Below are 15493 nucleotides of genomic sequence, written 5' to 3' on the forward strand. Positions count from 1 at the left end.
TTTTATTTTCCAATGGCAAATTTGCTTAGCGGAATTTCTTTTGAGCAAGACAAAGGCAAAGTTACTGATTTTAACTGCGGAAATGAAATGCCGCTTTCAAGCGCGAATGTCGGATTTGTGCCGGACTTGTTTATAATCTGCGTAATGAATTTTCCGGCTGTGATTGTGTTGACTGTGGCTGTGAGCGGAATTGTTCCGTCTGCAGAATTTATTTCGTTTTGAGCAACGTCAAGAGCTGTAAGTTCTTTTCCGCCTGAACTGATTTTGCATGAATTCAAAATGTATTTCCAGTCTGCGCCGCCTTCATTTTTTACATTCAAGTTGAAATTTATTTTTACATCCATGTTCACGTTGTCGAGCAAATTTTCTGCAATCGGTTTTCCAGAAGCCAGTGAGGTTGCCGCGCTTGCTGCTTTTACCGCTGAAATTCCGCTTTTTGTGAAAGATGAAATAATTTCTTTTACAGTCGGCAGAACAACTTTTGGACTTGAAAATGAAAAGCTTGGCTTGAATACAGGAACGTCAAAGTCTTTTGAAAACGGCAATGTTATTGAAGAAATCAGCGGAATATTGTCGATTGTCGCGTTTCCCGCTATTTTGAATGGAAGCGTTTTTTCAGATTTGAAAGTTTTTGCAAAGTTCAAAATTGAATCATAAGGAATTTTAAAGTTGAACGAATTTTCTTTTGTGGATTTTGCTGAAAGTGAAATTCCTTCGTCCGCGGTCAAAGTTGTAAAAGCTTCGCCGTTGCAAGTTATGTCCGCCGCAAGTTTTGCAAGTGAAAGTGAAACCGGGTATGGGTTTTTGATTGCATAGTCGCATTTTAAAGTTATTCCTTCCAAATCGAGCGAAACAAATGAAATCGAATTGAACGAAACCGACGGCTTTGGAATTTCCGTGGGAATATTGTTTGTTGAGCAGGAAATCTGAACAAAAGCAAGCAATGCGCTTGCGGCAATGGTAAGCAAAAGTTTTTTCATAAAGCACTCCAAAAAAATTATTTATATCTGATTCTAGGATCTACAATTGCAAGTGTGATGTCTGAGATAATCATTCCTGCAAGAACTAGCGCGGAAACAAACATACTGTTTGCCAGAACAAGATTTACATCCTGCTGAGTTACAGCCTCGTACATAAGCCGTCCAATTCCCGGATACGAAAAAATTATTTCCAAAATCAAACTTCCGCTGAAAAGGCTTGCAAGAAGATTTGCGCTTCCTGTTATATACGGATTAAGCGTATTTTTAAAAGCGTGGTTCAAGTAAATTCTGCGCTCGCAAATTCCTCGTGAACGAAGAGCCATGATATAAGGAAGTCCCATCTGGTCTAGCATTGTTGAACGAATCATTCGCATAGTTCCTCCGACTCCGCCAAGAAAAGAAGCAAGCAGCGGAAGAAAAATATGATGAACATAGCTGAACGAAAATTTCAGCGGATTTTCAGAGAATAGAAAATTCGGATAGCCAGTTACTGGAAAAAGTCCTGTTATCGATGCAAAAAGTTGCAAAAGAATTAAAAGCAAAATTCCCGGGAACGCATGAAAAAACAGCGCGAAAAAAGTTGCCGCCACATCGGTTCTTGTTCCGGCTTTGCTAGAAAAATAAACTCCGAGCAAAAAAGAAAATGACGTGATAAAAACAAGCGAAATCAAATTCAGAACTATTGAATTTTTAAGCCGCGATAAAATCAAAAAGCTTACCGGCGTTCTGGAAATTAGGCTGATTCCAAAATCATGGTTTACAAAAACTCTTTTCAGCCAGTCCAGGTATTGTGCGTAAAACGGCTTGTCCAGTCCAAGTTCTTTTCTAAGCTGCTGTCCTTGGTCGGTTGTAAAACTGTTGTCCTTTGAAATTTGCGACGACGAAACCGAAGTTGAATTCATGGAAGATGCGATTTGCTGCGTCATCATCTGGTCAACTATGTCTCCGGGAGCAAGTTCCATGAGCGCGAACATTGCAAGTCCCAAAAGAAAAAGAAGCGCCGCCATTGTTGCGATTCTTCCGGTTATAAAAGATGCGAGAGGACTTTGCTTTTTAAAGTAATTCCAAGGAAAAGAAATTGTTTCCCAAAGTTTTTTTAAAAATGCTGCCATATTTTTTCCTTACTGAATCTTCGACAAGAAAATCCGTTTCGTCATTGCTCCGTTCATGTTGTCATAAAAAAAGTTTGAAATATCCCATTTGCCTTGGAGCGCAAAAAAAGTTTTCATGCTTACAAGATAAATTATCGGGCATTGCTCAAGAATAATAGACTGATATTCGTCCCAAATTTTTTTTGCCTGATTGAAATCATTTGTAAAAGAGCCTTCGTTGTAAAGATGGTCAATTCTAGCTTCCCATTCAGTTGCCGGAGTTTTTTGCTCTGGATACCAAAGATGAAGATTTCCAGTTGAAGGCCAGACGTTGCTTCCTTGCGTTGGAAAAATATTCGCGCCAAGACCGATAAACACCGACTGCCAGTCATAAGTTGAAGTCAAAAGCTCAATCAGTTTTTGAAAATCAACTTGACGAACATTCACGGTTATTCCCACGCTTGAACATTCGTCCGCCACAATTTGTGCCATGTCGTTTGCGGTTGTGCTTGATGAAGCGATTGTAAGGTCAAATGAAATTTCGTTTCCAAAGGCATCGCGCATTGTTCCGTTTGAATCTTGGTTTATTCCGATTTTTGACAGAAGCCGCAAAGCCATTTCCTTGTCGAATCTGTATTTCAGCGTGATTGCTTCGTTGTAGTACGGATTCACGCTTGGAAAAAAATTGTATTTTGGTTCGGCAAGTCCGCGGTAAGTCTGCGCAATTATTCTTTCGCGGTTTAAAAGGCAGCTCATTGCTTGGCGGAATTCTTTTTTTGTAAACCAGCTGTAGAAATTTTTTCCTCTGTTTTTTGGATTCTGATTGAACGTCCACATTGCAGTTCCGATTGAGCCTTCCGAGCGGAAAACTTTGTAAGAATCTTTTTGTCCGTTTATCACAGCGTCAACTTCTTCTGGAACTGGCGAATAGGATTCCAATTTTCCCTGCTTGAACAAAAGATATTCAGTCCGCGGATTTCCTACAATTTGAACTGTTTTTGTATCTATGTAAGTTGTGGTTTTTCCTTGCGAGTCTTTTTCCCAGTAGTACGGATTTTTTTTGTACACGATTCTCTGACCCGGAATATATACAGCTATGTACCATCTTCCCATTGAAGGAATTTCCCGGACATTGCACGAAGCCTTGAACAAATCTTTTACACCTTCTGCGCCTTTTTCTTCCTTTGCCTTTTTATAAATGAAAGCCGGACAAAAATTCATGTTTGTGGCAAGAAGCGGATCTGCTATAATCCGCGGAAAAACAAAGTCAAACTGCTTGTCGTTTATTTTTACACATTCAATGCGCGCAGAACTTCCGTCTGGCATGGAAACAAACTGTCCGTTGTAGCCTGAGCTTTGGAACGCCGGATCTCCTGCAATTTCGTTGTACCAGAAAACAACATCGTCAGAAGTTACAGGAACTTTTTTGTCTGAGCCGTACCAAGTCCAGTAAAGATTTTCACGCAAAGTGTAATGAACGGTGAGCGTGTTTTTTTCTTTGTTTGTTTCTACTTTAAAGAATGCAGCTTTTGGAAACCATTTTTTTTCAGCGTTGTCATAATCTACAAGCGAATCCAAAGTCTGATTTATAATTCCTGCGCTTTCTGCATCGCGTTCAGCAATATACTGATTGAAAGTTTTTGGGTCTGCATTTATTGAAGAAAGCCATTCGCCTCCTTCTGTTCCGTCTATAAATCCGCCGCCTTTCCATGGTTTGTAAAGCGTTTTTTCAAGAAGAAGCGAGCCTGAATTTTTTTTGTATTCCGCAATTTCTTCAAGTGTCATTTCAGGAGATTTTTGTCCGCAGCTAAAAAACAAGCCGGCGCATAAAAACAAAGCAAATGTTTTTTTCATTTTACGCTCCTACGGTTATAGTTCCTTTAAAGACATCCCGGAGAATTTTTACTTCTGTTGGAATTTCCTGCTTTTTTTCTTCAACTTTTTTTGGAACAAACTGAATTTCAAAGCTTATTGTCCGTCCGTAAACTTTTGAAAGATATTCTGAAATTTTAAAAGCCTGCTGCTGAATCTGCATCTGCTCAAACTGATTTTCACTTATTGCGCTCGCCTTGTTTTCTTCAAGCTTCCAATTTTTTGTCTGCATTAAAGTGCTGGCAAGCAAAGCATCGTCCACAGAAAAATCAGAAATCATCGCATCTTTTACTTTTTCTATGTCCGAAGTGTCCACATTTTTTGCCGCGGTTTCTTTTTGCTGCGGAATATCTTGATTTTGCTCTAAAGGCTTGGTTTCTGCCTCTGCTGAAAATTTTTCAGGCGGTTCAGCTCCGCCATCATAAAAAGAATCTTCGTCTTCTTCCAGCGCGCTGAATGTGGGAATTGGAGCGGGAACAGATAAAAACGAATTTCTTGGCGCGTTTATATTTGCCGGTTCATTTTTTTTTTCAGCGGGAATTTTTCTTTGCGCGCTTGAGTTTGCCAAAATCGGTTTTACAGCGTCAATTGCTTTTTTTACTTCCGCCGCGGAAACATAATCCTTGAGCCAGCAAAGCCTTGAAACCGCAAGCTCAAATTCGTACCGTGGACTTAAAGAATATCGCACGTCTCTGTAAAGCTGCATGAAAATTCCAAGAGCTCTTTCTGTCTGAACTGAATTCCAGGAATCCAGTACTTCCTTTGAAAAACGGTCTGCGCTTTGTCCAAGCAATGATTCTTTTTTTACGCCGCTTTTTATAAGAAGAATTGAGCGCAAATAATCCGCGCAGTTTGAAATAAGCTGTTCAATGCTTACTCCGTTCTGCAAATATTCATCAAGCTTTAAAAGCGCATTTTCTGAATCTTTTTTTACGCAGAAACCGAATATTTCATTCAGGCGGTCAACTCCAACAAGTCCAAGCTTGTCGCGGATTTTTTCGTAAGTGATTTCTCCGCCGGAAAAAGCTGCAACCTGATCAAAGAGCGTGTACGAATCTCTCATGGAGCCGGTTGATTCTCTTGCAATCCAGTAAAGCGCTTCGTCTTCTGCCTTTATTCCAAGTTCGCTGGCGGCTTCTGCAAGCTGCTGTTTTACTTTTTCAATCGGAATAAGCCTAAAGTTGAACTGCTGGCATCTTGATTTTATTGTGGCTGGAACTTTCTGAATTTCCGTAGTTGCAAAAATAAAAATGCAGTATGGCGGCGGCTCTTCAATCGTCTTTAAAAGCGCGTTGAATGCTGAAGTTGAAAGCATGTGTACTTCATCGATTATGTAAATTTTGTATCTGCATGAATTCGGCGGAAACAAAACTTCATCTTTTATCTGGCGAACATCGTTAACGCTTGTATTTGAAGCTCCGTCTATTTCAATTACGTCGAGCGAAGAACCAGCTGTTATTTCTTTGCACGCCGCGCATTCTCCGCACGGAAAAGCTGTAGGTCCTTTCTGGCAGTTCAGGGCTTTTGCAAGAATTCTTGCGGTTGATGTTTTTCCGCATCCTCTTGGACCTGAAAACAAATATGCGTGAGCTATTTTTTTTGACTGGATTGAATTCTTGAGAGTTTCTGCAACGAATTCCTGACCAACAAGATTGTCAAAATTTTGTGGACGACGCCTTGTCGCCGTAACTTCGTAAGCCATACGTTATAGAATACATTAAAAAATCAATATTTACAACATTATGTCAATTTGAATCTGACCGGGTATCTGTATCTTACTGCGCAAGGTTTTCCGTTGATTAATGCCGGGACGCAGTCTATTCCGTTGAACGCCGCAACTGCCGCTTCTGCAAATCCGTAGCCGGGATCTTTCAGCACGTTGATTTTTACAACTTTTCCTTTTGAATCGATAAAAAGTTCAAGCACAACAACGCCTTCAATTCCCTGTTTTTTTGCCATCTGCGGATAAGAAAGCCGGCTTAAAACTTTTTTTGAAGGAAACGCTGGCGCTTTTGAAATCTTGTGCTGAGGAACATATTCCGCGAACGGCTTAGGCTCAGTTTCTTCTTTTTGCTTTTCTGAAATTTCTTCGTCTTTTTTCTCCTCGATTTTTTCGCTTGCCTTTGGCGCTTTTTGTTTTGCCACTTCAACTTCTCTTTTTGGAGCGGACTTTGGCTTTGGCGGCGGCGGAAGATATTCCTGAATATCGACAAGCTTGAAAACTTTTGTTTCTATAAAATCTTCATCTTTGAGTTCTTTTTCAGCCTTTCCTTTAAAAAGACAAAACGCCCCGATGTGAAGAAGAATCGTTACAATAAGTATGAGCGGCTTGTAGAATTTTTGGCAGAATCCGCAGAATTTTGCGTTTTTCATTTTTATATTACAACTCCTTTACAACAAAGCTTACAACTCTGTGCTGAAGCGACTGCAAAACCGATACAACCGAATTCACATATTTATACGGCGTGTTTTTGTCGGCAATTATGTGAATGCGCACGTCGGGATGCTCGGCAATTGCGGAGACAACAAGGGCTTCCAGAAGTTCCGGCGTTGCATTTTGCTTGTTTGCGCTTACAGTTCCGTCTTTTTGAATCCAGATTTCAAAGTTGTGTTCAAGACTTGTCTTTTGCAGCTGCTTTGCTTCGGAATATTCAATGTGTTCTTCATAACGCTGGTTCATAAGCGAAATCAGCATTATAAAAATCAGCAGGAGAAATCCTATGTCCGACATTGAGGATGTTGTTATGCTTGCTTTTCGTTTTTTGCGTTTTATGTTCATACACTGTCTTCCATTTTGAAGCAGAAGTTTTCTATATTAAAGTTTCTTATTTCGTAAATCACATCGACTACATTTTGATATGGAGTTTCAGGATTTATTGAAAGAAGAAATGTCATGTTCGGCCATTCTTTTTGTTTTTCCTGAAGCGCGTTGCAAAGTTCTTCAAGGCTTGAATTTTTTCCGTCGAGAATTAAAGTTCCGTCTGCATTCAGTTTGGCTTTCATAAGATCGTTCTGCTGGACAACTTTCGGCTTTTCCTTTGACGGAAGATTCAGCACAAATCCCTTGTTTACGTTGAATCCTGCAATCACGATAAAAAACACAATCAAAAGAAAACTCAAATCCTGAAGCGAGCCTGAGCTTGTGTCTTCAAACGGACGTCTTTTGCTTTTAATCATTTTTGCTACCAAGAAGTTCCGGGATTATGTCGTTCACGGCTTTTGAAGTTTCAGCGGCAAAGACATCGACTTTCTGAACAAAAAGATTGTAGGCAACAAGGGCGACAATCGCGATTATAAGTCCGAAAATTGTTGTAATTAAAGCTTCGTAAATTCCGCCTGCGACAAGCTGTGCATTTACATCTGTGGCATCCGCAATCGACTTGAACGCGCCAATCATTCCAGAAACTGTTCCAAAAAATCCTGTGAGAGGCGCAAGTGAAGAAAGAGCTGTAAGGTAATTGAAGCCGTTTTCCATTCTGCGGATTCTTTCCTGCGCTTCGCTTTCCGCCGCTTTTTCCATTCTTGACTCTCCGAATTTTGAATTCTGTAAAAGTGCCAGAAGAACTGTTGCGGCTGTTTTTTTCCGGCTGAATGAAGAGAGAAGCTGTTCCGCTTCATCTTTTTTGTTTTGCCTTAAAAGTTCTTTTACCCGGCTGCTTAAAGACGAAACATTGCAGTCGTGCCAGAAAAGATAAATGCAGCGTTCCAAAACCAGCGTAAATGTCGCAATGCTGAAAATAAGAAGAACCCACATAAAAGGTCCGCCAAGCTTAAAAAGTTCAACCAAATTGAATGTCATAATTTTCTCCTAAAAAATCAGTTTTTTATCTGTCATTCTCGTGCTTGATACGAGAATCTTGTGCAGCAGTCGTTGAATTACAAATCTTGCCATTCAAACTAATAGCTTATTTTAAGTCCGAGTGAAATCATCGGAATTCCAATGTTGAAGTTTGCGCTTGATGCGCTGTCGTCTTCTTTTCCTGTGCGGCTGTTGAATCCTTTTTCGCCTTTTGGACTGTAAAGATTCAGGAAAACATCTTCCGCGCCGATGTAGTATTCGAGCGTTGTCCGTGATGATTTTCCGACTTTCTTTTTGTAGCCGAGCCTAAGGTCAACCGGGCATGAAATCTGTGTGCGCAAACTGTCGCTGTAAAAACTGTTTCTTGTGTAACGCTGAATTACAGTTCCGTCTTCAAGTTTTGCCGGATAGCAGTAAATGTCGCCGTTGTCTTTTTTCGGAGTTCCTGTGGCGAATGTTCCTTTTACAGTGAATGTCCAGTGCTCCTTGAACTTGAAGTTTGCAACAGCATTCAGCGTGTGGAATCTGTGGAAGTCAGGATAGTACCACTCGTCAAGCGGATCGCCATAGTTTGTTGTCTGGTCGTCATACATTTTTGTGTACGGATTTTTGAATCTTGCCATTACAAATGAGTACGAAAGGTAGCCGTCCCACTTTTCTCCGTTTTTCTTTTCCAGCATAAGGTCGAATCCAGTTGTGAATCCTTTTCCGTCGAACCTTGCGTCAAGCTTTGTGTCCATTGGATTTGAATCGTCGGCAACAGCAAACATTCGCTTTAAATAATGCTTGTAGTAGCCTTCAAGTTTAAAATTCCAGTCCTCGTTGAATTTTAAATCTGTTCCTAGAACTGCAAAAATCGCCCGGTTTTGAGACACTTCCGATTCTTTAATTCCCATGTCTTTGCTTGCAACCATCAGCTCCATTGGAACAGAAGAAAAAAGTCCGCAGCCTGCGCTAAAAGAAACCTTGTCAAAATGCTCTAGGTAACGCCACGGCGTGTAATGCAGAACTGCCCTTGGATTGAAAACCGGCTTTGCGTTCAGGCTGAAATCGTTGCTGTAATTTTTTATGTGGAACTCGTCAATTCTAAATCCTGCTTCTCCGCTAAAAAGGCTTGCGTCTGTTCCGAAATTCCAAAGCGCGAAAGTTGCCGATTTAAAAACATTGTTTCCTTTGTCTCTTATGGAATAGTCAAATTCGTAAAAATCAGGATACGGAAAATCTCCCTTGAGCTGCTCGTTCCAGCCATGCGTTTTTTGTGTGGTGTTGCTTCTGCTCCACATTTCTTCTGCGCCGACTGCAATTCTGTTGCTTGCATTAAGTTCCATTTCGCCTTCGATTTTTCCCTGAAGCTGATGGACAATCATTCGTTCTTTTTGCTTTTCGTTCTGTGTGTTCAGGTAATATTTTTTGCTCGCCCTTGCCTCGTCGCTTAAAAGAGAACCGTACTGCTCAAGAAAGTCTTCGTTGTATTTGAATTCGCCGTCAACCGTTCCGTTGTATGTCAAATTTTCAAAAGTCCAGTTGTAGCTTGCAAGTGCCTTGATTTGCGTGTTGTCAGTCGGAATCCACTTTGCGTTCAATGCTGCGAATGCGCTTTGCATGCTGAAATCGAAATCAGATGTTGTGTGCTCACCGTCGTCAGTGTCGTCTGTTTCAAGTCCAACTCCGTCGCTTCCGTAGAACGCGTTGAAAGTCAAGCTTAGTTTTTCCGCCGGATTCCAGTAAACTTTTGTGTAAAAGTCGCGGATGTAAGGAACGGTTTTGAGCGCGTCGGTAATTTCATTTGAGCCGCCGAACAATTTGTATGCGCCGATGTAGCCTTCGATGTAAGTAACTTTTCCGCCTGCAAAAATTCCGAAATTTTTTGTTACTGGAAGCTGAACAAACAAATCTGTCGCAATCGAAGTTATGTTGAAGTCAAAGTGAATTTCTTCGCTTGGCTGAACGGTTGTAACTTCCATTAGTCCAGAAAGCGCCTGTCCGTAGCGCGCAGAAAAAACTCCGTTGCTCATTTTTACGCTGTCTGTCATGTGCGGATTAAAGATTGAATACGCGCCGCCCCAGTGCCACGGATAAAGAATGTAAACTCCGTCAAGAACAGTTTGCATTTCCCTTGGATAGCCTCCGCGGATTGAAGGCTCGCTGTTCCAGTTTCCGTTGAAAGTTACGCCCGGCATTGTCTGAACGGAACTCATAACGTCCTCAACAAGTCCGATTTGCGCAGTTGTTTTAATCTGCTCCTTGTCCATTACGACAGAAACTCCGCTGACTGCTTCTTTTGCCGGATCTGCGGTTTGTTCAAGAGTAAGTCCTTCGCCTTCCATGATGATGTCGTAAAAATTGTCGTCAGACTGAATTGCGTCTTGTGCCGCCTGCGCATGAACAAAAAAACTTGAAGCGAAAAGTCCCAATGCGATAAGAAGCTTAAATACATGATTCATTTTTCATCTCCTAAAAATATTTAACTTTTGTCTGTCTTTGTCGAATTATATAAAATTTATATCGTTTGTCAATATATTGTTAATAATTAATATTAATATATTTTCGTTTTAGAATAAAATATTAATGCTGAACAAAAATTTTAAGCTAAATATACAAATCCTGCGGAAAAAAGAAAATATTGTTTTGCTTGTGTTGCATTTTTTATGCGGTAAACTGCATAAATTGAAAGGTGAGTTTTTGCGGATGGCAATTTTTCTGCTTACTGAATACATTGACAAGCTGATATTTTGCATATAAACTCTACTTTAAAATAACGTATGTTATATTTTATATCTTTTTGTTTGTCAATATAGAATTAAATTTTTTAGGAAACATTTTACGGAGTTTTATTTATGAAAAAACTTTTTGTGTTTCTGGCTGTGGCTTTTGTTGCGGCAAGCAATTGTTTTGCGAACCTTCAGTTTAGTTTTGATATTGTTGAAAAGCCGATTAATTATTCAAATCTTGATTTTTCTTCTGTGCGCGGCGAAGATTTGAATGATTATACAGGCTCTGTTGCAAAGCTTTTGGAATTTGGATTTCAGGCTGGAATTATTTATTTCTTTGATTCGGATATTGGAAAAATGCTTTTTTACACATTGGATGACGATTCCGAAGAAAATCAGCAGGAAAATCAAACTGGAATTTCAAAATATCAAGGCGGAATTTATTTTGATTTTGAAATGCTGTCTTACGGAAAATCGAAGTTTAAAATAAAGGAAGATGACTCAACAAAATATGTTCTTGATGATAAAGTTGACGGAAAAGATTTTTCCTTGGCTTTGGGATTTTGCGGCCGTTACAACAAATCTGAAAAGTTATTTTTTGATTTAAAAGGCGGATTTTACGGCGGCTATATTTCATTTGAAAGCAATAAAAATTCTTATGATGTGAAATCTTTTGCGGCTGGCCTTGAATTAGGATTTTCTGCAAACTACAAAGTTTTTAAAACACAAAAATTCACAACGGCGCTTTCTTTAGGCTGCGAAATGAATATTGGTTCTTGCTTTGGAACTTTGCACGAATCTGGCTACCATGACACAGTATTTGATCTTTTTTCTGAATCCACTGAAATTGGAATAGAAGTTCACGCAGGAGTAAAGTTCATTCTTTAAAAACTGAAATTCTGCATGACAATTGCGCGTCGGCGTTCATTACGCTTCAAGTCTTAGAATTTTTGGTAATTACTTTAAAATGAAAAAAGGACACTTCATTGAAAAAGTGTCCTTTGCATTTTTTTCTGGGCCATCTAGGACTTGTCTTGCATTCGCCAGCGTCCGTGCTGGCTCATTTCAGACCGGCTTCATTCACTGCCAAGGGCATCCTGCCCTTTCTTCCTCCCGCAGGTCGGCGTTCATTTCGCTTCAAGTCCTAAAAATTTTTATTGTTCACTTTAAAATTAAAAAGGACACTTCATTGCAAAGTGTCCTTGCTATATTTCAGTGGGCCATCTAGGACTTGAACCTAGGACCAAGGGATTATGAGTCCCCTGCTCTAACCGACTGAGCTAATGGCCCGAATGTCAAATATTATATCTGAAATTTTACATTGGGGTCAATAGCAAATTGTTTTCCGCCGCTAGATTTTGAATTTAGACAGAACGCTGTCCATGACCTTTATGCTGTCGTGGGTTGTCTGCGCCATTTCGGAAATGTTCTGAGCGGAAGTGTTTATTTCCTTTACGCCTTCGGACATTTCGTCCATGCTTCCTGCAACCTGCTGGGCGAGCATATCGAGGTTTCCGGCGGCGGTCGCGACATTCTCAACTGCGGCGGACATTTCCTTTGCGGTCTTGAGAACTGTCGAAGTTGTATCATCCACGTCCTGCAGATTCGCCAGAACCTGCTTTGAGGACTCATGCTGGCGCGACATCGTTGTATCTACATTCTGAACAAGTGATTCTGTGGAGCTGACTTTTTCAGTTATCTTTTCAAATTCCTTTACGGAAATCTCGGATGTCTCAACAACCTTCGCAATCACCTGACCGATTGTCTCAAGCTCCTTCTTGATTGAATTTGACTGCGCGGCGGAATTCTCTGCAAGTTTTCTGATTTCATCCGCAACAACGCTGAATCCCTTTCCGGCTTCTCCCGCGTGAGCTGCTTCAATTGCGGCGTTCATGGCAAGAAGGTTTGTCTGAGAGGCAATCTGCGAAATAACGGAGTTCGCGTCGGCAAGATTCTTTGACTGTTCCGCCATGTTCTTGATTTCATCCGCCATCTCATTCTGGCGCGCCTTTCCGGAATCAGTGATTCGGATAAGCTCCTTGTATTCGCCCGCAAGATTCGCGACGGATTCCGACATTTCCGCGATGTCCGCCACCATTTTTTCGATGAAAGATGACGATTCAGTGATTTTTGCGGACTGATCTTCGATGTTCTTTTCAAGCGACTCAATTCCGCGGCTTGAGCTGTCAAGAATTCCCTGAACTTCATCAAGCGTCTTGTTCTGCTTTTCAATCTGATTTTTTACGCTGAGGATGTTCGACATAATCTGCGAGACCGCGCTTGCCGATTCCTGCGAAGTCGAAGCCAAGCTTGTTCCGATTGACTCAAGCTGGGATTCCGCCGAATTCACGTCCGCAAGAAGGCTTCTCAAAGTTCCGATAAAATGGTTTACGGAATCTATCATCTCGCCGATTTCGTTTTCCTTGTTTGTGTCTATTTTTATCGTCAGGTCGGAAGTGCCGGATTCTCCGTTCAGTTTTTTGAATGCCGCGGATGTTCTCCTCAATGGTTTTGTCACAATCTGCAGGATTATAAACAGGATTATTCCAAGGCTTGCAAGAATCGCAACGATTACAACAGGAAGCGCGAGTTTTATAAGCCGCGATGAGCTTTTTGCAAGTTCCTTCAGATTTATTCCGAGGTAAAGCATCGCGTTTCCGTCATCGCTGTCAATCGGGCTGAAAACCGTAGCCGAGACGTTTCCCTTGTAGCGGTCAATCAGCTCAAGGACATGGCGGTTTTCGTAGACTTCGCCGATGATGAAAGGACTTCCCATTTTTCCGCCGGTCTTTGGCTTGCCGTTCTCGTCAATGTCCGAGCTTTCAACGCAAGTGTCTTCTATAAAAATGTTCATGCTGCATCCGAGCGTGGAGCCGTATTCCGAAATCCAGTCGTGGTCTGAAATTTCCTGCTGAATCAAAAGAACGCTTCCGCTTATCGCCGGAAATTTTGCTGCTGCGGTCGCAAGAACCTCGTCATTTTTGAGAGAGACGCACGAATTCAGTTTTCCGCCCGCGGCTGCCTTTAGCGCCTTTTTTTCGGAGGCAAGCGAAACTGAACTGTTCTTTCCGGATGAAAAAATTGTCTCGCCTGAATTTTTGGCAAGAATCACGCTGTAAAGTTCCGCCTCTTCCTGAGCTTCCGAAAGCCTCTTAAAAATTTCGTCCTTAGATGAAATGCCGCTCCAGTCAATCTTGTCCTGAATCACTGAAAGCTTTTTCTCAAGATTTTCCTTTCGGGAGTCGAACAGAACGTGCATCCTGTCCGAGCTTGCCCTGAGCTCCATTTTTTTCATTCCTGTAATTTCGCCCGAAATCATCTTGCGCAGAACCAGCGAAACGCAGAGCGAAACAACAACTGAAAGCACAACAGAAATAACAACAAGCACAGAATAAATCGACTTCTTCTTTTCCATAAAAACACCTACCGAGAATTTCGTAACCCCTTTTTATATTATTCAGCTAAGGGGTGAATGTCAATTTTTTTTTGCTTAACTAAACTATATTTTATTGATACAATTTTAGCATGAACAATGTAACTACGATTATTCCGACACCTTCAACTTTTAAACGCGTGATTCTCGTTATTGCCGGCGCAGTTATTTTTTCCATGAATCTGAATTCTTTTGCTTATGCGGCGGAACTTTTTCCAGGCGGATTTGCAGGAATTTCGCTTTTGATTCAGCGCGCATTTTTAAAGTTTTTCAATGTTCAAATTCCGTATACAGTTTTGTATTTTGCGCTGAATGCCGTGCCGGTTTTTATAAGCTTTAAATATATCGGAAAGAAATTCACGATTTTTTCTTTGCTGATGATTGCGTTTTCTTCATTTCTTACGGATTTTATTCCTTCGATTCGCATTACAGATGATTTGCTTTTGTGCTCGATTTTCGGCGGAATTTTAAACGGACTTGCTATAACTTGCTGCCTTTACGCTGATGCCACAAGTGGCGGAACGGACTTTATCGCAATTTATTTTTCTGAAAAAAAAGGCATGGATATGTGGAACATGATTTTCGGAATGAATATTTGTGTTCTCGTTGTGGCAGGAATTCTTTTTGGCTGGGACAAAGCTCTTTACTCGATTATTTTTCAGTTTAGCTCGACTCAAATTTTAAATGAGCTTTACCGGCGCTACCAAAAAATCACGCTTTTGATTATTACGGAAAAGCCTGACGAAATGTATCATGTTGTAAAAACTTCAACAAACCATGACGCTACAAAATTTATTGGAACCGGCTGCTACAAAAATTCAGAAAAGACAATGCTTTATACGGTTGTTTCCGCAGACGAGCTTGGACTTTTGGGCCGTGAGCTGAAAAAATGCGATCCTGCCGCTTTTATAAATGTCTTAAAAACAAAAGAAATTTTCGGACGATTTTTTACAAGAAGCAAAGATTAAAACGTTTGCTAAACATTTCCGCAGCATTTAAGAAGAAAAAATATGTGCTGAATTTTTCTTGGAAGGATTTTCCGCAGAGGCTCGGTGCTTTCGTTTTCGGGGCTGACTGCCATTGCCTGCGCCATTATGTCGCTCATTGCAGGAGGAAGTTCGCCCAAGATTTTTTTCGCTTCATCTTTTGAATATTGCCTGTGGGAAAGTCCAAAGGCTGAAAGTTTTTCTTCCGGGTAGAATTTGCATGGCCGCCAGACAACTGAACGGTTTTTACTGTAAAAACTGCTTGCTCCAAAAAGCCTGCAAATAAAAGGTCGTCCTCCATAAATGGAACAATGAAAGTCGTTTTCCGCATTGAAAAAAATGCAGGTTTTGCCGGGATTTTCTGCGCTTTCAAGAAGTTTTTCCGCAACTTGCCTTTGATTTTGTATAAGCCAAAGTGCCATAAAATCGGCTTCGGCTTCTGTTAAGTCCGGCTCAAAGTTGTGGCAGCACATTCCGCATCCAGAAGGGCAGGTGAATTTTGTTTTTTTGTACCAATCTGACTGCTGTTTTTCAAGTTCGGCGTAAAGTTTTTCTATTTCAGCGGCAATTTTGCCTTCGCAAGTGTCTTTAAGGTTTTCAAAAACTGATTCCATAGACTTT

At 40.9% G+C, this 15493-nt stretch carries 13 protein-coding genes and 1 tRNA gene; 2 read left to right on the forward strand and 12 right to left on the reverse strand.

What is annotated here, in order from left to right:
* Positions 1–2: 2 nt before the first annotated feature.
* The 9 genes from Q0H92_RS01685 to Q0H92_RS01725 form a co-directional block, all read right to left on the reverse strand.
* A complete protein-coding gene (locus Q0H92_RS01685; protein WP_296010976.1) occupies positions 3–980 on the reverse strand; it encodes an LEA type 2 family protein in 978 nt (325 codons plus the stop codon).
* A gap of 17 nt (positions 981–997) precedes the next feature.
* Positions 998–2092, reverse strand: a complete 1095-nt coding sequence (locus Q0H92_RS01690) for an ABC transporter permease (protein WP_296010980.1) — start codon at positions 2090–2092, stop codon at positions 998–1000.
* Between the two features lie 9 nt (positions 2093–2101).
* Positions 2102–3925, reverse strand: coding sequence for an ABC transporter substrate-binding protein (locus Q0H92_RS01695; RefSeq protein ID WP_296010982.1), 1824 nt, complete (start codon positions 3923–3925; stop codon positions 2102–2104).
* A 1-nt stretch (position 3926) separates the two neighbouring features.
* A complete protein-coding gene (gene dnaX, locus Q0H92_RS01700) occupies positions 3927–5645 on the reverse strand; it encodes a DNA polymerase III subunit gamma/tau (protein WP_296010985.1) in 1719 nt (572 codons plus the stop codon).
* A gap of 38 nt (positions 5646–5683) precedes the next feature.
* Positions 5684–6316: an energy transducer TonB gene (locus Q0H92_RS01705; RefSeq protein ID WP_296010988.1), complete on the reverse strand. Its 633-nt coding sequence runs from the start codon at positions 6314–6316 to the stop codon at positions 5684–5686.
* A 7-nt stretch (positions 6317–6323) separates the two neighbouring features.
* Positions 6324–6722, reverse strand: a complete 399-nt coding sequence (locus Q0H92_RS01710) for a biopolymer transporter ExbD (RefSeq protein ID WP_296010991.1) — start codon at positions 6720–6722, stop codon at positions 6324–6326.
* Positions 6719–7120 (reverse strand): biopolymer transporter ExbD, encoded by a 402-nt coding sequence (locus Q0H92_RS01715; protein WP_296010994.1) that lies wholly within the window; start codon positions 7118–7120, stop codon positions 6719–6721. Before Q0H92_RS01715 ends, Q0H92_RS01710 begins: the two co-directional genes overlap by 4 nt.
* The gene (locus Q0H92_RS01720; RefSeq protein WP_296010996.1) at positions 7113–7742 is read right to left on the reverse strand and encodes a MotA/TolQ/ExbB proton channel family protein; all 630 of its coding nucleotides are present in this window, start codon (positions 7740–7742) and stop codon (positions 7113–7115) included. The genes Q0H92_RS01715 and Q0H92_RS01720 overlap by 8 nt, the downstream gene beginning before the upstream one ends.
* A 98-nt stretch (positions 7743–7840) precedes the next feature.
* Positions 7841–10186 (reverse strand): TonB-dependent receptor plug domain-containing protein, encoded by a 2346-nt coding sequence (locus Q0H92_RS01725; RefSeq protein WP_296010997.1) that lies wholly within the window; start codon positions 10184–10186, stop codon positions 7841–7843.
* A 393-nt stretch (positions 10187–10579) separates the two neighbouring features.
* On the opposite strand from Q0H92_RS01725, the gene Q0H92_RS01730 reads away from it, so the two are divergent.
* Complete coding sequence (locus Q0H92_RS01730; protein WP_296010999.1) at positions 10580–11341, forward strand: hypothetical protein; 762 nt, start codon at positions 10580–10582, stop codon at positions 11339–11341.
* Between the two features lie 328 nt (positions 11342–11669).
* On the opposite strand, the gene Q0H92_RS01735 is transcribed toward Q0H92_RS01730, so the two are convergent.
* Positions 11670–11743, reverse strand: a tRNA-Ile gene (locus Q0H92_RS01735).
* A 61-nt stretch (positions 11744–11804) separates the two neighbouring features.
* The gene (locus Q0H92_RS01740; protein ID WP_296011002.1) at positions 11805–13868 is read right to left on the reverse strand and encodes a methyl-accepting chemotaxis protein; all 2064 of its coding nucleotides are present in this window, start codon (positions 13866–13868) and stop codon (positions 11805–11807) included.
* A gap of 110 nt (positions 13869–13978) precedes the next feature.
* Here Q0H92_RS01740 and Q0H92_RS01745 point away from each other — a divergent pair, with 110 nt between their 5' ends.
* Entirely contained in the window at positions 13979–14854 is an 876-nt protein-coding gene (locus tag Q0H92_RS01745; RefSeq protein WP_296011005.1) for a YitT family protein, read from the forward strand.
* 8 nt (positions 14855–14862) lie between these two features.
* Here the strand turns inward: Q0H92_RS01745 and Q0H92_RS01750 are convergent, their stop codons facing one another.
* The gene (locus Q0H92_RS01750; protein ID WP_296011008.1) at positions 14863–15486 is read right to left on the reverse strand and encodes a YkgJ family cysteine cluster protein; all 624 of its coding nucleotides are present in this window, start codon (positions 15484–15486) and stop codon (positions 14863–14865) included.
* Positions 15487–15493 lie beyond the last annotated feature (7 nt).

Source organism: uncultured Treponema sp. (assembly GCF_934725225.1).
Classification (GTDB): Bacteria; Spirochaetota; Spirochaetia; order Treponematales; family Treponemataceae; genus Treponema_D.

Coding starts and splice junctions, on each gene's coding strand:
- Q0H92_RS01695 (WP_296010982.1), bottom strand. CDS start 3,925: ATGAAAAAAACATTTGCTTTGTTTTTATGCGCCGGCTTGTTTTTTAGC.
- Q0H92_RS01750 (WP_296011008.1), bottom strand. CDS start 15,486: ATGGAATCAGTTTTTGAAAACCTTAAAGACACTTGCGAAGGCAAAATT.
- Q0H92_RS01690 (WP_296010980.1), bottom strand. CDS start 2,092: ATGGCAGCATTTTTAAAAAAACTTTGGGAAACAATTTCTTTTCCTTGG.
- Q0H92_RS01730 (WP_296010999.1), top strand. CDS start 10,580: ATGAAAAAACTTTTTGTGTTTCTGGCTGTGGCTTTTGTTGCGGCAAGC.
- Q0H92_RS01715 (WP_296010994.1), bottom strand. CDS start 7,120: ATGATTAAAAGCAAAAGACGTCCGTTTGAAGACACAAGCTCAGGCTCG.
- Q0H92_RS01745 (WP_296011005.1), top strand. CDS start 13,979: ATGAACAATGTAACTACGATTATTCCGACACCTTCAACTTTTAAACGC.
- Q0H92_RS01725 (WP_296010997.1), bottom strand. CDS start 10,186: ATGAATCATGTATTTAAGCTTCTTATCGCATTGGGACTTTTCGCTTCA.
- Q0H92_RS01710 (WP_296010991.1), bottom strand. CDS start 6,722: ATGAACATAAAACGCAAAAAACGAAAAGCAAGCATAACAACATCCTCA.
- Q0H92_RS01720 (WP_296010996.1), bottom strand. CDS start 7,742: ATGACATTCAATTTGGTTGAACTTTTTAAGCTTGGCGGACCTTTTATG.
- Q0H92_RS01685 (WP_296010976.1), bottom strand. CDS start 980: ATGAAAAAACTTTTGCTTACCATTGCCGCAAGCGCATTGCTTGCTTTT.
- dnaX (WP_296010985.1), bottom strand. CDS start 5,645: ATGGCTTACGAAGTTACGGCGACAAGGCGTCGTCCACAAAATTTTGAC.
- Q0H92_RS01705 (WP_296010988.1), bottom strand. CDS start 6,316: ATGAAAAACGCAAAATTCTGCGGATTCTGCCAAAAATTCTACAAGCCG.
- Q0H92_RS01740 (WP_296011002.1), bottom strand. CDS start 13,868: ATGGAAAAGAAGAAGTCGATTTATTCTGTGCTTGTTGTTATTTCTGTT.